The organism is Paraburkholderia sp. GAS448, assembly GCF_050435685.1.
In the GTDB taxonomy this organism is placed as follows: domain Bacteria; phylum Pseudomonadota; class Gammaproteobacteria; order Burkholderiales; family Burkholderiaceae; genus Paraburkholderia.
Window position 1 is genome coordinate 1 of the sequence record NZ_JBNDKT010000068.1, and the last position, 21,997, is coordinate 21,997.

20 protein-coding genes and 4 pseudogenes are annotated in these 21,997 nt (G+C 61.8%); 12 read left to right on the plus strand and 12 right to left on the minus strand.

The genetic code is table 11. The features are described from left to right. Positions 1–680: 680 nt before the first annotated feature. Complete coding sequence (locus P3T23_RS44715) at positions 681–1,256, plus strand: hypothetical protein (RefSeq protein WP_429322431.1); 576 nt, start codon at positions 681–683, stop codon at positions 1,254–1,256. A 245-nt stretch (positions 1,257–1,501) separates the two neighbouring features. Next, the gene (locus P3T23_RS44720; RefSeq protein WP_429322432.1) at positions 1,502–2,860 is read left to right on the plus strand and encodes an LLM class flavin-dependent oxidoreductase; all 1,359 of its coding nucleotides are present in this window, start codon (positions 1,502–1,504) and stop codon (positions 2,858–2,860) included. Between the two features lie 9 nt (positions 2,861–2,869). On the opposite strand, the gene P3T23_RS44725 is transcribed toward P3T23_RS44720, so the two are convergent. The 4 genes and pseudogenes from P3T23_RS44725 to P3T23_RS44740 form a co-directional block, all read right to left on the minus strand. Continuing rightward, positions 2,870–3,334 (minus strand): ATP-binding cassette domain-containing protein, encoded by a 465-nt coding sequence (locus P3T23_RS44725; protein ID WP_429322433.1) that lies wholly within the window; start codon positions 3,332–3,334, stop codon positions 2,870–2,872. Further along, entirely contained in the window at positions 3,295–3,825 is a 531-nt protein-coding gene (locus tag P3T23_RS44730; protein ID WP_429322434.1) for an ABC transporter substrate-binding protein, read from the minus strand. Before P3T23_RS44730 ends, P3T23_RS44725 begins: the two co-directional genes overlap by 40 nt. Beyond that, positions 3,826–5,112 (minus strand): acyl-CoA dehydrogenase family protein, encoded by a 1,287-nt coding sequence (locus tag P3T23_RS44735; RefSeq protein ID WP_429322435.1) that lies wholly within the window; start codon positions 5,110–5,112, stop codon positions 3,826–3,828. A 203-nt stretch (positions 5,113–5,315) separates the two neighbouring features. Then, positions 5,316–5,705 (minus strand): annotated as a pseudogene (locus P3T23_RS44740) (LLM class flavin-dependent oxidoreductase); the annotation flags it as partial. A 180-nt stretch (positions 5,706–5,885) separates the two neighbouring features. Here P3T23_RS44740 and P3T23_RS44745 point away from each other — a divergent pair. Further along, a complete protein-coding gene (locus tag P3T23_RS44745; RefSeq protein ID WP_429322436.1) occupies positions 5,886–6,968 on the plus strand; it encodes a Bd3614 family nucleic acid deaminase in 1,083 nt (360 codons plus the stop codon). Positions 6,969–7,097: 129 nt separating this feature from the next. Here P3T23_RS44745 and P3T23_RS44750 read toward each other — a convergent pair whose 3' ends face one another. Both P3T23_RS44750 and P3T23_RS44755 read right to left on the minus strand, forming a co-directional pair. Further along, entirely contained in the window at positions 7,098–7,337 is a 240-nt protein-coding gene (locus tag P3T23_RS44750; RefSeq protein ID WP_429322450.1) for a hypothetical protein, read from the minus strand. A 141-nt stretch (positions 7,338–7,478) separates the two neighbouring features. Then, positions 7,479–7,562: pseudogene (locus P3T23_RS44755) on the minus strand (DUF6130 family protein); the annotation flags it as partial. A 150-nt stretch (positions 7,563–7,712) separates the two neighbouring features. Here P3T23_RS44755 and P3T23_RS44760 point away from each other — a divergent pair. The 5 genes and pseudogenes from P3T23_RS44760 to P3T23_RS44780 form a co-directional block, all read left to right on the plus strand. Next, a complete protein-coding gene (locus P3T23_RS44760) occupies positions 7,713–8,390 on the plus strand; it encodes a VOC family protein (RefSeq protein ID WP_429322437.1) in 678 nt (225 codons plus the stop codon). A gap of 119 nt (positions 8,391–8,509) precedes the next feature. Further along, the gene (locus P3T23_RS44765) at positions 8,510–9,889 is read left to right on the plus strand and encodes an FAD-containing oxidoreductase (RefSeq protein ID WP_429322438.1); all 1,380 of its coding nucleotides are present in this window, start codon (positions 8,510–8,512) and stop codon (positions 9,887–9,889) included. Positions 9,890–9,992: 103 nt separating this feature from the next. Continuing rightward, positions 9,993–10,316, plus strand: a complete 324-nt coding sequence (locus P3T23_RS44770; RefSeq protein ID WP_429322439.1) for a hypothetical protein — start codon at positions 9,993–9,995, stop codon at positions 10,314–10,316. Between the two features lie 205 nt (positions 10,317–10,521). Next, positions 10,522–11,697: a porin gene (locus P3T23_RS44775; protein WP_429322440.1), complete on the plus strand. Its 1,176-nt coding sequence runs from the start codon at positions 10,522–10,524 to the stop codon at positions 11,695–11,697. Between the two features lie 113 nt (positions 11,698–11,810). Then, positions 11,811–11,966, plus strand: a pseudogene (locus P3T23_RS44780) (universal stress protein); the annotation flags it as partial. A gap of 372 nt (positions 11,967–12,338) precedes the next feature. Here P3T23_RS44780 and P3T23_RS44785 read toward each other — a convergent pair. Next, positions 12,339–12,761, minus strand: a pseudogene (locus tag P3T23_RS44785) (IS4 family transposase); the annotation flags it as partial. Between the two features lie 280 nt (positions 12,762–13,041). On the opposite strand from P3T23_RS44785, the gene P3T23_RS44790 reads away from it, so the two are divergent. Then, entirely contained in the window at positions 13,042–15,237 is a 2,196-nt protein-coding gene (locus P3T23_RS44790) for a glycoside hydrolase family 28 protein (RefSeq protein WP_429322441.1), read from the plus strand. 114 nt (positions 15,238–15,351) lie between these two features. Here the strand turns inward: P3T23_RS44790 and P3T23_RS44795 are convergent, their stop codons facing one another. Then, a complete protein-coding gene (locus P3T23_RS44795) occupies positions 15,352–15,501 on the minus strand; it encodes a hypothetical protein (protein ID WP_429322442.1) in 150 nt (49 codons plus the stop codon). A 374-nt stretch (positions 15,502–15,875) separates the two neighbouring features. Here P3T23_RS44795 and P3T23_RS44800 point away from each other — a divergent pair, with 374 nt between their 5' ends. Continuing rightward, positions 15,876–16,511 (plus strand): 2OG-Fe(II) oxygenase, encoded by a 636-nt coding sequence (locus P3T23_RS44800; RefSeq protein WP_429322443.1) that lies wholly within the window; start codon positions 15,876–15,878, stop codon positions 16,509–16,511. A gap of 399 nt (positions 16,512–16,910) precedes the next feature. On the opposite strand, the gene P3T23_RS44805 is transcribed toward P3T23_RS44800, so the two are convergent. Together P3T23_RS44805 and P3T23_RS44810 are read right to left on the minus strand one after the other, a co-directional pair. Then, positions 16,911–17,621, minus strand: a complete 711-nt coding sequence (locus P3T23_RS44805) for an SDR family NAD(P)-dependent oxidoreductase (protein WP_429322444.1) — start codon at positions 17,619–17,621, stop codon at positions 16,911–16,913. A 104-nt stretch (positions 17,622–17,725) separates the two neighbouring features. Continuing rightward, the gene (locus P3T23_RS44810) at positions 17,726–18,478 is read right to left on the minus strand and encodes an SDR family oxidoreductase (RefSeq protein WP_429322445.1); all 753 of its coding nucleotides are present in this window, start codon (positions 18,476–18,478) and stop codon (positions 17,726–17,728) included. Positions 18,479–18,668: 190 nt separating this feature from the next. Between P3T23_RS44810 and P3T23_RS44815 the strand changes: the two genes are divergently transcribed. Then, the gene (locus P3T23_RS44815; protein ID WP_429322446.1) at positions 18,669–20,198 is read left to right on the plus strand and encodes a PLP-dependent aminotransferase family protein; all 1,530 of its coding nucleotides are present in this window, start codon (positions 18,669–18,671) and stop codon (positions 20,196–20,198) included. Positions 20,199–20,297: 99 nt separating this feature from the next. Here P3T23_RS44815 and P3T23_RS44820 read toward each other — a convergent pair whose 3' ends face one another. Continuing rightward, positions 20,298–20,972 carry an FMN-dependent NADH-azoreductase gene (locus P3T23_RS44820; RefSeq protein ID WP_429322447.1) on the minus strand — a complete coding sequence of 225 codons (675 nt, stop codon included), beginning with the start codon at positions 20,970–20,972 and terminating at the stop codon, positions 20,298–20,300. After that, positions 20,969–21,436, minus strand: a complete 468-nt coding sequence (locus tag P3T23_RS44825) for a GNAT family N-acetyltransferase (RefSeq protein ID WP_429322448.1) — start codon at positions 21,434–21,436, stop codon at positions 20,969–20,971. Before P3T23_RS44825 ends, P3T23_RS44820 begins: the two co-directional genes overlap by 4 nt. Positions 21,437–21,652: 216 nt before the next feature. Here P3T23_RS44825 and P3T23_RS44830 point away from each other — a divergent pair. After that, positions 21,653–21,997, plus strand: a 345-nt coding sequence (locus P3T23_RS44830; RefSeq protein WP_429322449.1) for a hypothetical protein, incomplete at its 3' end; no start/stop codon positions are given.

Here is a 21,997-nt window from a genome sequence, read left to right on the forward strand (position 1 = left end):
TCATCATCGTGAGTCTGTTCCGTGAGCTGCCTTCTATAACGTCCTCAGCTACGCCAGCGATGACCACCGAGCTGAATAAATCAGCGTTTCCCTAGTCTATGGAATGCCATTTTTCAACTTATTAAATAGCGAGGCAAATTAATGACAATGCAAAATTGCGATGACTTGCCTTTGCTCGATAGCGGATTAAACGATCGCTCGGGTTTGAGCGCTCGACCCGCTGAGAGCGCATTATTCGCACTGCGCGATTCTGAACGCGCCTGTCATTTTGTCCGAAATCTATCTGGCACCTGCGAAGATCGTGGATTACACTATTTTTGCTATGCGACCTTAATGCGTGGCCGACTCACGAAGTCACAATTGCGCGGACTTTCGTGCACCTCTTCTGTGCGTGTCTGCCGACGCCAAGCGAAAAATAACTGCTTGGTGAAGCGTTTCGCCGTTCAGTTTCGCCGTTCATTACCTGGCCCGCACCTCGGCTTTCTCGCCTCACACTCCAGAACATCCGGCCGCACTGACGGCCACTCGTTCTCTCATTGCTTCCTCCGCAACCGGCGGCAGCCAGGATTCACTGCGGCATTTTTTTAATTTCATTTTGAATTGGGTGCCCAATCCAGCCAGGCAATAGGCCCCTGCGCGTCGTGATGTTAAGCGCCCGATTCGCTGGCAAGGAGATGACCGTGAAGATCAAGCATTTGAGCATTTTGTCAGCAACCGCCGTTGCACTTCTCTCGCTCAGTGGCGCCGCGCAGGCCGGCGACCACGACGGCCTTTGCTCGAACGCAACGCTAAAGGGACCGTTTGGGTTTATCGGTCACGGAGAGATTCTTGGATTGAAAACTGCCAATGGTGTGTTGCATCCGTACGACGCCCCGTCGATCCTCGATGACGTCGCCCTGGTGACGTTCGACGGTACGGGCGGATTTCAACGCACCGACTTCGGCATGATCGGCGGGTTGCCGAAAGGGGGGAAGACGACATTCAATTCGGCCCAGCACGGCCTCTACACGGTGAACTCCGATTGCACCGGCACCATGCAAATCTTTTATGACGCCGGCGGAGCCGTGCCAGCCGGCGTCGAAACTGATCTGAACATCGTCGTCGCAGCCGACGGGACGCTCATCGAATCCGTTGTCTACAGGGCGGTCACCGTGTCAGGCGCTGCCAAGGACGGTACAACGTGTCCAAAGAATTGCGAGCAAGGTGTGCAAGAGTACTTTGAGGGGAAAAAGGTCATGGTCTACGGCTTCCGTTAGTCGAGTCCCGGATGGGCTCACGCTCGCTAAGGCGCTTGCCATGAGTGGCGCTGGGCCCGTCCGTGCAAAGGCCGGACCAAGCGCCACCTGATGATCGTCTGCAGTGTCGGCAAACCTTAGTCTTTGTCGACATATCGATGTCAGAATTCAATAGTGGTCTCGAATGATCAGCCAAACGACAATTGCAGAGTCGGCCAGATGCTTCTGCTCCTGCGTTGCTGGCCTCTTCCGCATTCGAAAAGACCATGAGAACCGATCCGCCGCGCCAGCTACATCTGAACGTCAATATCCTCCACTCCGGCTTTGTCCCTTCCGCATGGCGTACCGGGGACGCGGATCCTCGCGCCTTCGTCGATATCGCCCACTACGTTCGCGTCGCACGAATCGCAGAAGGCGCGAAATTCGATGCGGTGTTTCTCGCGGACAATGCATCGATCGCCGATCAGATCGACTTCCGCCCGATCACGGCGCTGGAGCCGACCGTATTGCTCGCCGGTATTGCTTCGGCCACCACGCATATCGGCGTGATCGGCACGGCGTCGACGAGTTATAACGAGCCGTATAACATCGCGCGCCGCTTCGCCACGCTCGACCATCTCAGCGCGGGCCGCGCCGGCTGGAATATCGTGACGACCGCCGATCTCGGCTCAGCCCGCAATTTCGGCCGCGAGGCCGTGCCGGGTCACGCTGAACGCTACGAGCGCGCAGCAGAATTCACAAAGGTAGTGAAGGCGCTTTGGGATAGCTGGGAAGACGACGCCTTTATCGGCGACAAGACGAGCGGTCGTTTCATCGACCCGGCGAAGGTGCATCGCATCGACCATCGCGGCAAATATTTCAGTGTCGACGGCCCGTTTAATCTGCCGCGCAGCGCCCAGGGGCATCCGGTGCTGATTCAGGCCGGCGGCTCGGCGGACGGGCGCGAGCTGGCATCCCGGTACGCGGAAGCCGTGTTTTCCGCATCGCAGTCGTTCGACGAAGCGGCGGCTTATGCACGCGAACTCAAATCCCGTGCCGCAGCGTTCGGACGCGGCAACGATGCGATCCGCGTGCTACCCGGCCTCACCACCATTATCGGTGCGACCGAGACGGAAGCCCTGCGCCGTCGCGATGAGCTGGTGGACCTGATTCCATGGAGCTACAGCCTCACCCGGCTTGCCGGCATATTGGGCGTCAGCGTCGAGCGCCTGAAGCTCGACGGGCGTCTGCCCGACGATCTCTCATTGCCCGGCGGCGGCAACGGCAATCACACGTTTTTCCACGCTACGCTCGCGCAAGCACATACGAACGGGTATACGGCCCGTCAATTGATCCGCGCGCTTGCAGGCGGTGGCGGACATCGTGTCACCGTCGGCACGCCGGAACAGATCGCCGACGATATCGAACACTGGTTCAAGGGCGGCGCCGCCGACGGCTTCAACCTGATGCCGGATGTTTTGCCGGGCGGCTTGCAGGACTTCGCGGACGGCGTGGTGCCGCTACTGCAAAAACGCGGCATTTTCCGGACCGTCTACGAAGGACGCACGCTGCGCGAACACTTTGGTCTGCAACGGCCTGCGAGCCGCCACCTCCCGACACGGGAAGAAGCGGCAGCGGCTGTGTGAGCGCGCAGGTCAGCCCGTCGCAGGCTCGGTTGCCCAGGCCGGCGCGGGCAACCGCTTCATGCGGCGTAGCGACGGCGAGGCGGCCATCAGTTCGCGCGTATAGCTGTGCCGCGGAGATTCGAAAATGCGCTCCGTCTCCCCAGCTTCGACCACCCGCCCATTCCTGAAGACCAGTACCCGGTCGCCGACATGACGCACGACATCCAGGTCATGCGAAATGAACAGCAACGACATGTCGAGTCGCGTCTGCAATGCGGCTAGCAGGTCGAGCACCTGGGCCTGGATATTCACGTCGAGCGCGGAGACAGGCTCGTCGCACACGATCAATGCGGGCTGTGGCGCAGCCGCCCGGGCAATCGCTACCCGCTGACGTTGTCCGCCCGAAAGTGTCGAGGGACGTCGCCCGAGAAAGCCCGCATCGAGTGCCACCTGCGCTACCTCTGCTGCGCCGTGAATAGCGCTTGCCGATCGCATCGACTTGCAACACCACCTCGTCCGATGGCGCGCGTCGCGGCGGTATAGTGAACCAGCAACGACGCGGATGCGGACGTGGTGCTGATGTTGTTCAGAATGTAGTCGAAGTTGGCTTTGACGGCCGCGGCATTGAACGGCGTGCCATCCGTGAAGTGAACGTCGTCGCGCAGATTGAACGTGTAGCTCTTGCCGTCGTCGGCGATGCTCCACGACTTCGCGAGCCACGGTGCGTAGGTGCCGTCCGTCTTCTTGCTGATGAGCGAGTCGATATAATTGCGGATCACCCAGAAGGCATTCTGTTGCGACGACCGATGCGGGTCGAAGCACGCCGGCTCAGTGGTGACGCCCCAGGTGAGCGCCCCGCCGGCGACAGGCTTCGACACCCGCGCCGACTGTGCGGCTTGCGCTGAATCGGTCTTGTCGCAGCCGCTCAATAGCGAGACGGCTCCCACAGCAACGAGGCCGGCAAGGGAAAAATGGATCGCCTTCATTTAACGGACGACCTCGGCGAGCGCGGGTTGGCCGGAGGTTGCGCCGGCGCGCTGCGGTGACTTCGCGGTCGCTGCGCCCTGCACGGCGTGAGGCAAACTGAAGCGCTCATCCGGCGGTGTCCCATTCAGGTAGTAACGCCCGATCGACGCTTCCCGTTGCGCGGCTGGGTTATGCGACGCAATCGTTCTCGCATTGCGCCAATGCCGGTCGAAGCGCCGTGTTTCGCTTGTCGCCGACGCACCGCCTACTTCGAATAGCAACGTAGCCGCTTCGAGCGTCTGCTCGATCACGATCTGTTGCGCCTGATACGCTTCGAGGTCGACGGCGATGTAATCGTCCGTAGTCGCGGTGCCCTGTTCGCGCTTTTGATGCACCGCTTCCAACGCATGGGCCAGCGACTCGACCATGCTGCGCGTCGAATAGCCGAGACTCGCGAGCCGGCCGACTACGCGCTGCACCAGCGGGTTGTCGCGCGGACTGGACTGCCCGGCGACGCCGAACGTACGCGTGCGGCTCTGCGTGAACGCCACGCTGTCGCGTATGATCGCCTCGACGATCCCGGCGAGCGTCGCCAGATGGACAGCCTGAAAGTAGGCGGTGAGAAGCGAATTGCGGCGCGGTTCCGAAGCTTTATAGCGCGATACCACCCATTCCTCCGCTACGGCGACGGACTCGAAACGCGTCGTGCCGCTTGCAGTCAGACGCTGACCGAAGCCGTCCCAGTCGTCGATGCGGGTGACGCCCGGCGCTGTGGCGGGAATCACCACGTTGATGTCCGTGTCGTCATCGTGCGCGGCCACGCTGATCCAGTCGGCGTAGAGCGTGCCGGTGCTGTAGTACTTCTCGCCATTCAGACGCAGAACACCGCTTGCGGCATCCTGCGTCAAAGTCACTGAATTGTGGGTCGATCCGGTGCGCTCGGACGTCGCCGCACCGACTGTCTCGCCGTTTGCGATGCGCTCGAGCCAACGCCGGCGCTGAGCTTCGTCAGTGCCTTCGAGCCGGTATTCGATGAAACCGAAGTGCGCCCGCAGGATCTGCGGCAGGTTCGAGTCAGCAGCGCCGAGTCTGCTCAATTGACGAAAAAACTGCGGCAGCGTGACGCCCGAACCGCCATAAGCGCGCGGCACACGCAGCGCGGTAAAGCCGGACTCCTTGAGCCATTTCACCGCGTCGCGAGCGAGTTCACGATTCTGCTCGCGTTCGATGCTGCCATCCGCGATGCACTCGAAAATCGGCGCGTAACGCTCGTCGAGCTGCGCGTCAGTCAAAATATGCCCGGTCATAGGTACGGCATCCTGAAGAGATAATCTTCGAGAATACGTTTCACCTACGACGGCAAGCAACGAAGCAAAGTTGCTTTGTATATCTTGATGACCCTGCGAGGAATTCGAGAGCGAGCAGTACCGTCAAAGCGCCCTGCCAGATCCACGGGCCAGCGGCGCCGAAATAATTGATCGTGCCGTTGACAATGCGAATGCGCCTGCTGCGACGAGGTGACCAGATTCCAGCCCGCACGTCCGCCGCTGATGTGATCGAGGGAAGCGAATTGGCGGGCGATGTGATACGGCTCGTTGAAACCCGTCGAGGCCGTGCCGACGAGGCCAATGCGTTCCGTCACCGCCGCTAGCGCCGACAGCAGCGTGATCGGCTCGAACTGCGCTACGTAGCTGTGCGCCGTGCGGCTCAGAAAGTCGACGTTGTCGCCGCGGGTTCCCACGCCATCGGCTAGAAAGACCAGATCGAACTTCGCGGCTTCGGCCGCCTGCGCGAGAAGGACGTAGTGGCGGAAATTGACGCCCGCGTCCGCTTGCGCCTCGGGATGGCGCCAGGCCGCAATGTGATGTCCGGAAGGATAGAGAAAAGCGCCAACGCGCAGGCGCCTGACATCAAGTTGAAAGGGTCGATAGGGTGTCGGCAACACTGGGATCGGGAAACGCAAAAAGGGACCGCTGTGACGGTTGAAAGTCTTCAACGATGAGCTAGGCTTAACCGAGATTGATCGTACCTATGGCTAGCCCGCTGACCCTTCAGCCGGTTTGTTTCCAGGAGGTGTGCAATGCCCAAGGTCAGTGCGTTTTTTGCAAAAAAAACCACGAAAAAAGTCGCAGCGCGGATCAGCAATCGAGATGGCGGCCTCTATTTCTACGAAGTCGACACGTTGGGACCGGTGCCGCCGTCGGTTTTTCTCCACGCATCCATGCTGGAGGCCAGGATCCAACCCAAGGGCAAGATAATGGTCAACTATCCGACGGATAGTTGGGTCAATCAAAATAATCCGTTGGAATACCCCTACGACTCGCCTGAATACAGCAACACCGAATACCGGGGTGAACCCCAACTGCTCACTCCGAACATGAAGCATTGGAACCAGTTCAGTCTGGACAAGCTGGGAGCCCCTCCCAATCTACCTTCGATCTACGACGAAGAAATTCCCGCGGCCCATAGCAGGGCCCGACGTATTTACATGCTGGCGACGTTCTGCCTGCTAAAAAAACTGGGTTTCGTGTATACCGACCGCACGCTCGGTCATAACATCGGAACGATGCTGGTTTCCAGGACCGGAAAGGTGCTTTCGTGGGGTGTGAACACCGGCGAATATCGACATGCGGAAGTCAACACCCTGGTCGGCTACTTTCTCAGGAATCCCACCGAGACCAATTTGCCGGTGGATTCGGTCCTGTTCTCCACCTTGAAACCGTGCCGCATGTGCTCGACATTTATCAATCAGGCATGGAACGGCGGAAAGACGCGTGTCTGGTACGGCATGATGGACGAGGGGGAAAGCGGCGCGACACCCTTGCTCGGAACGCAGTCCACGAAGTTCACCGGCGGGGAGCTGGAGTTGGATGTGTGGGAACTGCTGAGCGAGTCCGGCACGCTGGATAGTGCCATCAAGGCCAAGGGCACCAAGCCCGTCCAGGTCGCGTACCAGGGGGGCAAGGTCGATCTGTACGACAAGCTCAGCAAAAGCGGCGGTTCCACCCGGAAGATGAGCGCGGCGGATTGGGTGGACAAGAGCCCGGAGGTCGTTGCGCTGCTGAATGCCGCCGTCACCAAGTTTCAGGGCAAGGCCGGCAAGGCGCGTGACGATGGGCCGATCAAGAGTGTGTTGTTGTACCTGAAGGACTTTGTGAAGTGATGAGTCGCATGAAATTCGCGTGGCGCCGCCATGCGAATTTCATGCGAGGTCCACCGTGTGCCTCCGTCTGATCGGCGAACTCAACCGGCTTGTTCTACAACCTCCCGCAGGACCGTTGCCAGTTCGACTTCACCTTTGATCCAACGCGCTCCCGGCGCGGCAATCATCGCCGTCACGAGAGCCGCATCGTGTCGTGACCATCGAGCACGGCGTCCGCAGGAAATCTGCACCAGCCTGCCGGGCTTCGACCGCGCAGCGTTCCATGAACAATTCGACGCCGATGTGGTGCAGTTTTTCCAGGCAATGCTGCGACAGGAAACGTCTCGTCTTTCGTGCGCCGGCACCGGGAGTCATGAGCTCCTTGACCATCGCCTTTCGAGGACCACGGCCGAGGCTCGTCACGCCGAGAGGATTTTCGTGACGAGGCCGACCTACAATATGACCAAGGTCAACGTGAGCGGGCGTTGCCAGCGTAGGGGTACATTGCGGGTTAGTGTTGTCGCCGGCGTCTGCCCAATGCCGAGGCAGGTCGTCGACGGTTACGTGCAGATGCCCGAGCCGGAGAGACGCCGCAACGGCGCCGGTGCCGAACACCGGTACGCGTGCTCCCTGCGCGGGACTGGATCTGAACGATGCTTCGCGCCAGCTGATCCGGCCCGGCAAACCCTATCCGGCTCCCTTCGCCAAGTGTTGTTGTCGTCAATCTCAAAGGCCGCGTTGCGGCCCAGGCAATCGGAGGTTCACATGAGCAGCGCTGCAGTCGAGACCCCGAACGTGCGGGGCGTGGACATGAAGCTCGAGGTCATCGTCATCCCTGTTTCGGACGTCGAGCGCGCCAAGCGCTTTTACGGTGGCTTGGGGTGGAGGCTTGACGCCGACTACGCCTCCGATGATGGCTACTTCCGCGTAATCCAGTTCACGCCACCCGGTTCCGGGTGCTCGGTCATCTTCGGCAAGAACGTCACCGCGGCCACACCCGGCTCCGCCCAGGGACTGTACCTGATCGTCTCCGACGTCGAGGCGGCTCGCAAGGAACTGCTGGGACGTGGGGTGGAGATCAGCGGAGTGTTCCACGACGCCGCTGGCGCGTACGCCGGCTCGGATGAGCCATATCTGTTCGGGCGGATCCGGGTTAGCGGTCCGGACCCCGAGCATCGCAGCTACCGCTCGTTCGCCTCTTTCAGCGATCCGGACGGCAATGGCTGGCTGTTCCAGGAGCTCACTCACCGAGCGCCCGGGCGCGTGGACACAGACGCCACGACCTTCGCCTCGCCAGCGGATCTCGCAGCGGCGCTTCGGCGGGCGGAGGCCGCGCACGGCGAGCACGAGAAGCGGACCGGCGGCCAACGCGATGAGAATTGGCCGGACTGGTATGCGGAGTACATGGTTAGTGAGCAAGGAGGCAAGGACCTGCCCTTGTGAGCTGGCGGTTCTGACGATCGCTGTCGCAATCGCGGTGGTCGAAACCTCGCCGCCGCGATTGCGAGAAAAGGTCCTGGACCGGCCAATACTACTCACACCCCTGGAACGGGAGAACACCCATGACTAGTGATTTCGACGCAATCATCATCGGCGCCGGGCAGGCCGGTCCATCCCTCGCGGGCCGGCTGACCGATGCCGGAATGACCGTCGCGCTCGTCGAGCGCAAGCTCTTCGGGGGAACCTGCGTGAACACCGGCTGCATGCCGACCAAGACGCTCGTCGCCAGCGCCTACGCCGCCCACCTCGCGCGGCGCGGCGCTGAATATGGTGTCGTGCTCGATGCGCCCGTCCGGATCGACATGGCGCGAGTGAAGGCGCGTGCCGACGCGGTCTCGCGCAACGCGCGCACGGGCGTCGAGCGCTGGCTGCGCGGCATGAAGGGGTGCACGGTGCTGCAAGGCGCCGCGCGCTTCGAGTCGTCGGACACGCTTGTGGTGGGTGACGAGCGCCTCCGCGCGCCGCGCATCTACATCAATGTCGGCGGGCGCGCCATCGTCCCGGATCTCCCGGGCATTGATCGCGTGAGCACCCTGACCAATACGTCGATGCTGGCGCTCGACCACGTGCCCGAGCATCTGGTCGTGATCGGCGGCAGCTATATCGGGCTCGAATACGCCCAGATGTACCGCCGGTTCGGCGCACGGGTGACCGTCGTCGAGCAATCGCCGCGCCTCGTCATGCGCGAAGACGAAGAGGTCTCGGCTGTGATCCGGGAGATTCTCGAGGGCGAGGGCATCGCCGTGCGGACCGGTGCCCAATGCATTCGCTTCGCGCCGCACGCGGCAGGCATTGCCGTCGGGGTCGACTGCACGGCCGGCGAACCGGAGATCGTGGGCAGCCACGTCCTTCTGGCCGTGGGGCGTCGCCCCAACACGGACGACCTCGGGCTCGACAAGGCCGGTGTCACGACCGACCCGCGCGGCTACATCCGCGTCGACGATCAGCTCGCGACCAACGTGCCCGGCATCTGGGCGCTTGGTGATTGCAACGGCCGTGGCGCCTTCACACACACGGCCTACAACGACTTCGAAATCGTTGCGGCCAACCTGCTCGATGGCAAGGCGCGCGGGGTGAGCCAGCGGATCCCGGCCTATGCCCTGTTTATCGATCCGCCGCTCGGCCGCGTCGGTATCACCGAGACCGAGGCACGGGCGAGCGGCCGACCGCTGCTGGTCGGTCACCGGCCCATGACTCGTGTCGGGCGCGCCGTCGAGAAGGACGAGACCAAGGGCTTCATGAAGGTGGTCGTAGACGCGCAGACGTCGAGAATCCTCGGTGCGGCCATCCTGGGCACCGGCGGCGACGAGGCGATCCACGGCCTCCTCGACGCGATGAGCGCCGGCATCCCGTATACGACCCTCCAGCAGGCAGTCCCGATACACCCGACCGTATCTGAACTCATCCCGACCATGCTCGGAGAGATGAGGGCTGTTTCTTAAGTCGACTTATCCGCGCAGTGGAGGTCCCCGATGCGCAAGCTGCCGGGACCCGAGGTCGCCTTCAACGCAACGCTGGTCTATCCATTGCCTTAGGAGAAGCACCATGCCCGACCCTTCGCAGCTCGACATCGACCGCACCTATCCGGGCCGCTGGACGATCACCTTCAGCAACCCGCCGATCAACATGTTTGTTCCCACGACGATCGTCGAATTGGGAGCGCTAATGACCGACCTCGAGGCGGACCCGTCCGTGAAGGTCGTCGTGTTGCCAGGTGGGCAGGCACGCCGCGCCAGGCTCCGTAGCCTGGACTACGGAGTTCCGGGCGACTTCGAAATGAACTTTGGCAGGTACCTGCCTTCGCTCGGGCGGGCGGGCGACGAAGACACAGACCCGCCGCTTGCCGGCGGGCCAAAGGGCACAACATAACCCAACTGATAGGCCGGTATTCTGCATACGTAATTACCAGGCGATTTACCCATATCTGTCCCGACACAGCAAATACACAACACTCCATAAGAAATCTCTATGCCTCAATGAAATGACAGGCTAGGCTCCTGTTCACGGTCTTATTGTTCGAGCCTGCGGAAGAATGAATTGATCCAGTCGGCTCACCAAATACGGTGGATCGCTAATGAAAAAAATCTTAATTTCCAGTGCCGCTGGCGCGCTTTTCGCTTTCGCGATGTCGTCGGCATTCGCACAAAGCTCGGTCACGCTGTACGGCATCGTCGATTTAGCCATTCGATATCAGACGAATGCCGGCCCGGGCGGCAAAGACCAGGTCTCCATGACGTCCGGCCCGGAAACCCACAGCCGCTGGGGCTTGAAGGGCAGTGAGGATCTGGGGGACGGCTGGTCCGCAGTCTTCCACCTCGAAAACGGCTTCGAAGCCTTCAATGGGCAACTACACGTCCCCGACACACTGTTCAGTCGACAGGCTTACGTGGGTCTGTCGAACGACAAGTGGGGCGCGCTGACCTTCGGCAGGCAATATGCGCCCCTCTACGACACCTTGGGGGATGTCTTCGACCCGTTGACCGTTGGCAACTACTGGCAAAACAGCTGGATGTATAACGGCATCGGCCCTTACCTGGAAATCAACAACTCGGTCAAGTACAAGGGCAGCTTCGATGGCCTGGCGATCGATGCCCTTTACGGCTTCGGCAACCAGCCGGGCGCGCTCGGTCTCGGCGCCACCTACGCGGTGGAACTGACGTACACGTACGGCCCTGCCATGCTCAACGCAGGCTTCCAACAGGTCTCCGTGCCGACATCTGCGACGGGCTCTTCGGTCGGCACCAGTGTTGGCAGCGCAATCAATGGCGGCAAGACCAACTTCCTGCACATCAGCGGCGCGTATCAGGTCACCCATGACATCCGCCTGCTGGCCGGCTGGCTGCGCGGGCAGGACCAGACTGGTTTGACCGACAGCAACATGCAGCAAGCTGGCGCGCCGACACTGCCGGGTGCCAGCCCCAACCGTATCGACGACACCTATTACGTCGGTGCGAACTGGAAAGCCATCCCTCCGCTGCTGTTCACGTTCGCCTACTACTACGGGCAGACGCGCAATGCTGCACTGCTCGACGGCTCGCTCGGGAAGGGGGTGAATCAATCGGCTACCATTCTCGCCGAATACTCGTTCTCGAAACAGTCGGAAGTCTACGCGATCACGGACTGGGCGCGCGGCACGGGCGCCTTCGCCGCCGACTACCCGGGCGGGGTCAACTCCGCCGGCGTTCCGACCAACACCATTGGCCGGACCAACCAGCTGGGCGTGGCAATCGGTCTTCGCAAGATGTTCTAAAGACGCGTCATGTCCTCCGACGCGGAACACGCCTCGGGTGCACGGGCCAGCGCAACAGCGGCGCCCTGTCCTTTGCGACTGGTTGACGGTGAACCCGGCCTTCGCATCGAGACGTCATCATCGAGCAAGCCCGGCTGCTAGCTGCGGAGGTCATTGTGATGGGACATCATCATTTGTCACGGCTACGCCGCTGGGCCAAGTCGACCTGCGGAGAAGTCATCGAACGGTCGCCCTGTGCGGTACTGATCGAAACCCGGGACAAGGGCTAACTTCATGACCCTGGTCAGGTGGTAGCCAATTCCCATGGCCGCTCCGACAGGATCGCATCCCTGGCCTTTTCGCCCGAGACGGACAGAGCGAGATTCAGGTAGACGATCCCGTTCTGAACCTCGAGGTCTCCGTGCAATAAGGTGGACCCTCGCGTCGGAATCAGGTGCTTAAGATGACTGCGAATCGGGTCGAGCAAGGACAGAGCGAGAACAATGCTGTCCCGCGAGGCGGTGCGGCAGAGCCATTTGACAACGACGTCAGTGGTACTCAGCCACGTCGTTACCGGGCGACGAAAGGCGACTCGCAAGCTTCTCGATCGCCTCGAAACCCGCGCGCATTTTTTCGACGGCAGAAGCGTTTGCCGAGTGGACGCTGATCAGCCGCACCATTTCGTTCAGCCTCGGTGGTTGCGGAGGCCGTCGTTTCTTCATCAGCAGATACGCGCCACGAATCTCGTCCTGATCGAAGAACAATGCCGCATCAAGGTCGGCACACGTTCGACCGAGTCGCATCAGATACGCAATGCGCCATGCCACGATCATGATCATGATCATGATCAACGCAAGTGTCCGCTCCAGGCGCTCCACCATCGACAGCTGCATCGCCTCGACCTTGCAACCATTCTTCAGCACGTTGAAGAACATCTCGATTTCCCAGCGTGCCCGGTACCAGTCGATCGTCGTCGCCAATTCGTCGCGGCCAGTCGGTATGCGACTGCTCAGCAGCCGCCACTCGACTGGCTTGACACCTGCGGACCGGTCGCCTTCTGTGGCGATCACGCACGTCACGGCAAGTCCGCATCGCAAGCGTTACGCCGATTTCAACTCGACGCCACGTTGTAAGGCATCTTTCAGGTATGCACGGCAACTGGCGGGATGAGGAACACTACCAGGTTAAATTTGATTGACGATCTCGACATCGTCTGACAACAATAGGGGTAAGGATCCCATCAGAAGGTCCTGCCCGATCTCGTCACTGCGTCTGTGTATTCCAGTGCGCGCGAACGTCGCCACACTGCTCCTCGGTAGTCGAATGGATGACCACTTATCGGTAAGACAAAAGGAGATGAATCAAATGGCAGCGCATGACAAAGACGATCCTCTGCTCCCCGCGCCCCACACCAATGCGCCCGCCTCGCCTGGTCGGCGCGCGTTTATGGCCTTTGCCGGAGTATCCGCAGGTGCAACCCTCCTCGCGACCGGCCGCGCGGCGGTAGCAGCAGAATCCATCTTTCCGTTTTCTTCGGCTCCCGGAGGCCAACCTCCGGCACAACCCGGCCATCCGTTCGCTTCCGACCCAATCTGGGGCCCAGGCGGCGAGGCCACGGCCATCATCAGGAGGCTCGCCCACATCAAGCCCGAGATGTTCTCCCACGCTGACTTTCACGTGACGAGCTACGGTGCGCGCACGCTGCCCGCCTCCGCATTGATTTCGTCGACCGCGTGGCCGAGCGGCAAGATTCCCTGGGTGACCGGCGGTACGGAGCAGACGGCGCATCCGACCAACGACCTGCAAAGCCCCGGCTCGAACGTGATGGTGCCGTGCGACTACACGGGCACGCAGTACGACTCGTGTGCCGCGTTCAATGCCGCGATCATGGACGCGAATCGTGCCGGCGGCGGCCGCGTGGTGGTGCCGGCCGGCAACTGGTATTGCGGCGGTCCGATCGTGCTCCTGAGCCACGTGAACTTCCATCTGGAGTCGGGCTGCACGATCTATTTCAGCCCGAACCCTGCCGATTACGCGAAGAACGGTCCGTTCAGGACGGCGAACGGCAATCTGTACCACATGCGCTGGCAGGCAAACGATTGCCTGAATTTCGGCTCGCCGATCTATGCGTTCCACCAGACCAATATTGCGGTGACCGCGGACGACAATACCTGCGTGCTGAACGGTCAGGCGATGACGCCGATTCAGCCGAGCACCCAGGCGCCGACCTCGTGCTGGTGGACCTTCAAGGGAAGCAGCAACGAGTACGGCTGTGCGGGTTCGTCGACGCCTTCACAGGCTTATGTGAATCCGAACAACGTTGCATTGACAAGCCTCCCCGCTTCACAAATCCTGAATCCGCAGGCAAACGTTACCTTCACGAATCAGTACGGCACGACGACCACGCTGATGGACCTGCTCACGGGAACGGGCTGGAACGAGGACCAGAACTATTTGCCCGCGCTGTCGGAGCTGCGCGTGCCGGTCGAGGACCGCATCTTCGGCAACGGACACTATCTGCGTCCGTGCATGATCGAGTTCATCGGCTGCACGAACGTGCTCCTGCAGAACTACCACACTCAGAACACGCCGTTCTGGCAACACCATCCGACTGATTGCACGAACGTGGTGATCGACGGTGTGTTTGCCGACAGCGTTGGCCCGAACAACGACGGCTTCGATCCGGACGCGTGCAACTACGTGCTCGTACAGAACGTTCAGTTCAACACCGGCGACGACTGCATTGCGATGAAGTCCGGCAAGTACCTCGACACCGGGTACGGTCCGATGCAGAACATCGTCGTGCAGGACTGCACGATGCAGAGTGGCCACGGCGGCCTGACGATCGGCAGTGAATTGAGTGCGGGCGTGCAGAACGTCTACGCTCGCAATCTGACGATGCAGAACGAGAACTGGGCGAGCAATCCGCTGAACATCGCACTGCGGTTCAAGACCAACATGAACCGCGGCGGGTTCATCAAAAACGTCTGGATCAATGGCGTGACGCTGCCCAACGGCGTGAACCTCGCCGGCAAATATGGCGGCGGCGCGCTCGGCGCCGCCATCAGCAAGATCACCGGTACGGGAACGACCGGTCTCGCGACGAATCCGTCCACGGGTCAAGGCGGGCTGATCACGTTCGACTGCGATTACAGCCCGTCCGGCGATGCGGTGCGCTGGACTCCGTCGGTGATCAGCAACATCAACATCACGAACGTGAACGCGAGCAACGTGTCGGGTGCGGTATCGTACTCGATGCCTTCGGGCTTCGTCGCCGGGTCAAACTCGTGCTTCCAGGCGCTCGTCATGCAGGGCTCCGAGGCGGTCGACTACAACGGTCCGCTGCCGGTGCCGACCGTGAGTCCGATCAGCGGCGTCACGATCTCGAACTGCAACCTCGGCTCGCCGGTGTGCACGGGCGCAGCCCCGACGACGCCGTCGACGTCTGCGTCGGCCGCGCCGGGTCCGATCTTCGTGAGCAATGTCAGCGGTATTACGCTGAGCAATGTGGTGATCGCGGGCACCACGTACAACACGACGCTGACCGCATCGGCGACTTGATGCTGACGCACACGGCCGCGGGCAACCGTGTCCGTGTGCGCGGTGACGTCAAGTGACGAATCTATTCAAACCCCGGCCTGTCCGATTTGCCACCAGCAGAAACGGACGGCCGGTTCACTGCCCTCCTTCACCCGGCAATACCGCGCCCCCCGGCACCTGATAAAGCGCTGCCGTGTCCGCGAGCCGGTCGGTCTTCACGAGCGTGCGATCGAGCGCGGTCTGCAGCGCCTGCCGCTGCGCATCGATCAGGCAGAACTCGCTCAACGGGTTGCGAGTTTCCGTTGATAGTAGCCGGAGAAATATGAAGGCCGTTAGAATGCAATCCGGCCCGATCGTCGGGCAACACCCGCGACTGGACACCGGTCGGTGATGTCTGCCCTCGAGAACGTGTCGGTATCAAAAGTGTTCGAATCGGATGCCCGGTCAACCCGGTCCGACACCAGCGCAATCCGTGTAAGCGTATAGTCCACCCGTTGACATTGAATGCTTACCGCAACCGGGAGCGCGGAACTGGAGCGACTCATAGCGCTTGACCGCACTCCACAATGGGCGTAACACAGATTAAAGCCCACCTCGATCATATCCTTCGGACGACAGTTCGAATTTCCAATCAGCACCTTCGTTCGAAGGAACAGGCAGTGAACCGTACACACTCGCCGGGGCATTCCGATGCGCCCGGAGATGAAGGGCATCGACGAATTCTGGATGCCCTTAATGACCATGGCTGGTCGGAGCAGGACAACTTTCTTCCGCCGGACTTGACGCTCGCGCTCGCGCAAGAATGTGCGGCGCTTGCGGCGGCCGGGACGCTCGCATTGGCATGGATCGGCCAGGGCGCGGCGCGTTCGCTCCAGCCGGATGTACGCGGCGACCGGATTCACTGGCTGGAAGCGGGGCAATCCGAAGCCTGCGATCGGTATCTCGCGATCATGGAAACGCTGCGTGTCGCGTTGAATCGCAGGCTCTTTCTGGGACTCGAAGAATACGAAAGCCATTTCGCGTTCTACGCGCCAGGCGATTCATATCTGCTACACCGCGATCAGTTTCGCCACGACGACAGTCGCACTGTGTCGGTCGTCGTCTATCTGAATGCAGACTGGCTGCCTGAGCATGGCGGTGAATTGCGACTGCATCCAGAGGGCTTGGGCATATGGGACATCTCGCCGGTCGGCAGCCGGATCGCGCTGTTTCTATCCGCCGATATGCTGCACGAGGTATTGCCCGCGACGCGCGACCGCCTGTCGCTCACCGGATGGTTCAGACGCCGCGCGTAATGGCGTCGGCTTTCATGCGTTCGCGCGCGGCGAACCGCTGGCAACGCCAAACACGACCCAGAATACTCTCACCCGGTTCATATCTGCTGCATTCAGCGAGCGATCGAGGTCTGCGTCGGACCGGGTTCGGCCATCTGCGGACCCCAATCCCAACTGTCGCGCAGACATTGGGACGTCGGTTCGATCGTGTATAACGGCCCTTCGCCAGACCGCACCATATGCCGGTGCCCAGACATGTTCACGGCGTAGACTGAAAAAGGAACAACCTGGTATTGCGCCTCGAACATGGATTTCACACGACGAAGATTGGCGCGTGCAAAGGATGATTCCAGGAACTCTCGAATGATGTAATTGCTGTAGGGGTACGAAAGGGCACCGGCTTGCGGTGCCCGAGGAATTTTAGTGACCAGCGCTCTGACCGCCGTCGACGTGCAGGATTTCTCCCGTGATGAACGGTGCGGAATCAAGGAACAGAATCGCGTCGGCGATATCGCTCATCTCGCCCATGCGCCCGAGCGGATGGAAGGCGCCCAGCGCTTGATGGGTTTCCGGCGCGTGCATCGGCGACTTGATGATCCCCGGCGCGACGGCATTCACGCGAATCCCTTTCCTCGCGTACTCAATCGCCAGCGACTTCGTGGCGGCGTTCAGACCACCCTTCGTCAGGGCTGCCAGTACCGAATACACGCCGCTGATCGCAGCGTCAACGGCGCTGGAGGTCACGCTAACCACGTGGCCGCTCGAATGCCTTTCCATTTCGGCGATGGCGAGTTGCGTGATGTGATAGAAACCCGCGATATTCACATTCATCACCGCGGCGAAGTCTTCGGCGGTATGTTGGGTGAAAGGCTTCCCGATGTAAATGCCGGCGTTGTTCACCAGCGTGTCGATCCGGCCAAATCGTGCGACACCGTCGGAAATGACACGGCGGGCGGTTGCCGGGTCGCCAATATCACCGGCGACGGTCAGGATGTTCGCGTCGTCCGACGGCTTGATCGAACGTGCGGTCGCAACAATGCAATAGTCGAGCTTGCGAAACGCCTTGACGACTTCGGCGCCTATGCCTTGCGATGCGCCGGTAACGACGACAACCTTTTGTGACGTGCTCATGCTTTACCCAGAAAATTTTTGTTCGGCTTCAACGCCGATCGGGTCGACGGCTCCGATCAAGGCAAATGTAGACACGTTGATTCAGGTTTTGCATAAACCTGCAATCAACCCTTTTTAGCCTGCGCCAGCCACTGGTCGAGACTGACGCGGCCGATCCGCGCGTCGCCGAGCGGCACGAGAGATTGTTCCTCGACACGGCCGCCGTAGTACCGCGCATCGCGATCCGTCACCACCGGGCGCGCGTCGCCTACCGATTTCAGATAACGCGTGACGATCTCCGCGAAGGGTGCGCGGTCCGGGCCGGCGATCTCGACCCTGCCGTTCAGCGGCGCGGCGAGCGCGATCTGCGCGAGGCTCGCTGCGACGTCATCCGCGGCGATCGGCTGAAACAGTCCGTCGCCGATGCGCACCGTGCCGCCGTCCGTGCCGAAATCCGCGATACCGCCGATGAACTCCATGAACTGAGTCGCGCGCACGATCGTGTACGGCACGCCCGCAGCTTCAATCACCTCTTCCTGCGCGACCTTGGCAACGAAATACGCGTTCTCCGGCGTACGGTCGCAGCCGACGATTGATAGCGCGACGTGATGGCGCACCCCTGCGGCAGCTTCGGCTTTGCCGAGGTTGCGAGCCGAGGTTTGGAAAAAGTCGAGCACCGCCTGCGGCTCCCATGATGGCGCGTTCGTCACGTCGACTACGACGTCCGCGCCCACGAGCGCGTCGCTCAGGCCTTCGCCCGTAACGGCGTTCACGCCGGTGCGCGGCGACGCGGCAAGCGCCTCATGACCCGCCTCGCTGAGCAGCGTGACGAGACGCGATCCGATCAGGCCGGACCCACCGATTACGACGATTTTCATGGCAGATTCTCCAGATGAGAGTAAATGAACGCGCGGGGCGCCCGGCGGGTGTCGTATCGCGTGAAAGTGTTCGCCGCCGTCGCATCGCGTGAGGCCATTGTGGAAGAATCATGCTCTATCGAAAAGTGCCAAGAATTGTCGATCCGACTAGTCCACGCCGTTTGCCGCTCCCCTTGCCCGCGAGACCGTCATGACCGTACCGACTCCCGCATTGACCATCGAAATCGATCGGCAGCAGCAGTTGCCGATCTATCTGCAGATCTGCGAGCGCTTCAGGACCGCGATCGCCGCGGGGCATCTGCGTCCCGGCGATCGCGTGCCCGCGCTGCGCGGCCTCGCCACGCAGCTGAATACGGCGCGCGGCACGGTCGAGCTTGCCTACACGATCCTCGTCGACGAGGGCTACCTGCAGATGCGCGGCGCGGCGGGCACGTTCGTATCGCCGTCGCTGCCGCCATCGGTGATGCGCTCGTCACGTGCGCAAGGGGTTCAGGACGCGCGCGGTAGGCAGAGCACTGATGGAACGGGCACGCCGCAGACGTCGGGCGAATCGTGCAGTGGTCAAGCGGCGCCTCGCCAGCTGGCCGTCACCGTCACCATGAGCGGCGAGCCGCGGCCGTTGCAACCAGGGCTGCCCGCGCTCGACGCATTTCCGAGCAAGGTATGGAACCGGCTCGTTTCGCAGCGCGCGCGCAGCGGCGAACGCGCGATGCTCGCGTACCCGGATCCAGCCGGCTACCGGCCGCTGCGCGAACATATCGCCACCTATCTCGGGCTGTCGCGCGGCGTGACCTGCCTGCCGGAACAGGTGTTCGTTACCGGCGGCTACCGTGCGACGCTCGAACTCGTGTTGCGCAGTCTCGCCCGCCCGAACGATCGCGTGTGGTTCGAGGATCCCGGCTATCTGCTCGCGCGCGGTTTTCTGGCCGAGACCGGCGTGCAGCTCGTGCCGGTGCCGGTGGATGGCGAAGGGATCGACGTCGAGCGCGGCATACTGCTGGATGCGCAGGCGCGCTTCGCATTGGTCACGCCGTCGCATCAGAGCCCGCTCGGGCACATGCTGTCGCTCGCAAGACGAATGGCGCTGCTGGACTGGGCAGGGAAAGCGTCCCGCTGGATCATCGAGGACGACTACGACAGCGAGTTCCGTTATCTGGGCCGGCCATTGCCGCCTTTAAAGAGCCTCGACCGGCGCGATCGCGTGATCTATTGCGGCACGTTCAGCAAGGTGATGTTTCCCGGTTTGCGGCTCGCGTATGTGGTGCTGCCAGAGCGGGCCGTCGAGCGCGTCGGGCGGGTGGCGCACAGCATGAACGCCGGATCGCCGACGCTATTGCAGGCGGCCGTGGCGGATTTCATTGGGCAGGGGCATTTTGCGCGGCATCTGAAGCGGATGCGTGCGTTGTACGGCGAGCGCCGCGTGCTGATCGTGCACGCGCTAGAGCAGGCGTTTGGCAAGCGGCTGATTGTCGATTTGCCGCCGGGTGGAATTCAGTTCGCGGTGCAGTTCGCCGAAGGCCCCGATGGCCCGGTCGACGACGTTGCCGTCGCCGCGCGCGCCCGCGAGGCGGGGCTCGCGGTGCTGCCGCTGTCGATCTGGTACGCGAATGGCCGCGCGCGGCGCACGCTGCGCGGCCTCGTGATGGGCTTCGCGAACATCGCCGATGCGGGGGAAGCAGGCCGTCTCGCGCGAACGTTGCGCGCGTGTCTGGACGGCTGACGCGCGAGGCATGTATCCAGATCTCGAATAAGCGCAGCGCGGCACGCCTTCGCACGATGCGGCAAGAACGCTTTCGGAACGCATCCCGTCCGGCGTGCTTTATGCCTTCTGCGCAGCCGTACCCGCCGCCATGCTCGCGCTGCCGGCCGCCTGTGCGGCGAGCGAGGCGAACACCGCATCGCCGGCAAGTTGGACGCGCGCCGCATCGAGCGCCTCGGCTACCGTCGCTTCGCCCATCACAAGCCCCTGCAGGAGAAGAAACTGCACGCTGTGGATGCCGATCGAGCCGAGTGCATAGCGCAGATACGGCGTCAGGAAATCCGGCTGCCGCGCGCGTTCGCCACTATGGACACCGCCCGAACCGACGATCACGATGGTCGGCCGGTCGCGCATCCGTCCAACCTTGCCTTCCGGTGTCGAGGCGAACGTGCGATGGATGCGCAGCGTGTAATCGATCCACAGCTTGAGCGCCGCCGGCACCGTGAAGTTGTGCATCGGCGTGTTAATAATGAGCGCATCCGTCGTTTCGATTTCACCGATCAGTCGCTCGGAGACACCGAACTGCGCCTTATCCGGCGTGCGCGACGTGATGGCGCGCGCATAGTCTCGGGCGACCGGCGGCAGCGGCGCGGCTGCCAGGTCGCGTTTGATCACCTTGATGACCGATGCAGTGAGTGCGGCGTGCTCGCACAGCATGCCGACGATCTCGTCGGCGAAACGGTAGCCGTGGCTCGCCTCGCCGTGCGGGCTGGCGTTGACCAGTAAAATTTTCATGACGTGAACTCCGCAGGATGGGAAAGAGTGGCGAGTGGTTCAACGAAGTGCATGCCTCGGGCGAGCAGCCCATTGCGGAAATAGAAGCGTTGCGCAAGCGGCATGTGCAGGCCCGTGTCGAGCACGAATTGCGCGCAGCCGGCTTCACTTGCAATCTGCCGTACCGCGTCGAGCAGGTGCGCACCGATGCCGCCACGCTGCAGCCTGCCATCGACAACCAGATCGTCGACATAGACGAAGCGGCCATACAGCAGATTGGTCAGCGTGCGATAACCGGCGAGGCCGACGACGCTTCCCGCGTCGAACGCAGCGAGCAGGCGATAGCCTTCGGCGTGCTGCCTGGCCACCTGCGCGGCGAACGAGTGCGCGTCCGTCAGATGCGGGCGCAACTGACGCATGACGTCGAATGCGGGCAGCAGCGAATCGGGCGTGTCGAGGTGAACGAAGCGAAGCGAGGCGGGCATGTGCGTCTCCAGGAGGAACGACGCTCACGATATCCAGCGTACGGCCTGGTCGACAGAGCCAAGAATGTGCGATTCGACCAAGCCATCCGGCGGAGGCGGTGTGTCGCTAGCCGAATTCGACGCAGTCGCCGTGAAAAGCGGTGTCACCAACAGGCCTATCGCGTTGTCCACGTATACGAGCAGTGGGCATTGGGGTGCCCGGTCCTCGAACCACGCGTGTTCGTTGCCGCCGATCAGGTGCAGATCATCCAAGCATGCTCGCCGAGCGCGGGCGATAGACCTTCGACAGACGCCAGGATCCGCATTCCGCGCGGCCTGGTGTCTGTCGTCAGCTTTCTGACCGTCTGCTCCGCTTCAACAAGAGCCATTGATGTCACTGCATCTCGACAGTCTGCTCCGGGTCGGTTTATGCCTTTCTCATACCTGCTGCGATCAGCGATCGACCGAGGTCTGCGTCGGACCGGTTTCGGCCCAGAGTGTGTCAAAACGCATTTTTGGAGCGCTAAAATTCTTCATCCGATAGCGGAGGATGAGCAAGATGAAGCGGTTCGTTCAAGGCGA

Coding starts and splice junctions, on each gene's coding strand:
- P3T23_RS44810 (WP_429322445.1), bottom strand. CDS start 18,478: ATGAAAATCGTCGTAATCGGTGGGTCCGGCCTGATCGGATCGCGTCTC.
- P3T23_RS44815 (WP_429322446.1), top strand. CDS start 18,669: ATGACCGTACCGACTCCCGCATTGACCATCGAAATCGATCGGCAGCAG.
- P3T23_RS44720 (WP_429322432.1), top strand. CDS start 1,502: ATGAGAACCGATCCGCCGCGCCAGCTACATCTGAACGTCAATATCCTC.
- P3T23_RS44825 (WP_429322448.1), bottom strand. CDS start 21,436: ATGCCCGCCTCGCTTCGCTTCGTTCACCTCGACACGCCCGATTCGCTG.
- P3T23_RS44775 (WP_429322440.1), top strand. CDS start 10,522: ATGAAAAAAATCTTAATTTCCAGTGCCGCTGGCGCGCTTTTCGCTTTC.
- P3T23_RS44750 (WP_429322450.1), bottom strand. CDS start 7,337: ATGGTCAAGGAGCTCATGACTCCCGGTGCCGGCGCACGAAAGACGAGA.
- P3T23_RS44725 (WP_429322433.1), bottom strand. CDS start 3,334: ATGCGATCGGCAAGCGCTATTCACGGCGCAGCAGAGGTAGCGCAGGTG.
- P3T23_RS44730 (WP_429322434.1), bottom strand. CDS start 3,825: ATGAAGGCGATCCATTTTTCCCTTGCCGGCCTCGTTGCTGTGGGAGCC.
- P3T23_RS44805 (WP_429322444.1), bottom strand. CDS start 17,621: ATGAGCACGTCACAAAAGGTTGTCGTCGTTACCGGCGCATCGCAAGGC.
- P3T23_RS44745 (WP_429322436.1), top strand. CDS start 5,886: ATGCCCAAGGTCAGTGCGTTTTTTGCAAAAAAAACCACGAAAAAAGTC.
- P3T23_RS44790 (WP_429322441.1), top strand. CDS start 13,042: ATGGCAGCGCATGACAAAGACGATCCTCTGCTCCCCGCGCCCCACACC.
- P3T23_RS44735 (WP_429322435.1), bottom strand. CDS start 5,112: ATGACCGGGCATATTTTGACTGACGCGCAGCTCGACGAGCGTTACGCG.
- P3T23_RS44765 (WP_429322438.1), top strand. CDS start 8,510: ATGACTAGTGATTTCGACGCAATCATCATCGGCGCCGGGCAGGCCGGT.
- P3T23_RS44820 (WP_429322447.1), bottom strand. CDS start 20,972: ATGAAAATTTTACTGGTCAACGCCAGCCCGCACGGCGAGGCGAGCCAC.
- P3T23_RS44770 (WP_429322439.1), top strand. CDS start 9,993: ATGCCCGACCCTTCGCAGCTCGACATCGACCGCACCTATCCGGGCCGC.
- P3T23_RS44760 (WP_429322437.1), top strand. CDS start 7,713: ATGAGCAGCGCTGCAGTCGAGACCCCGAACGTGCGGGGCGTGGACATG.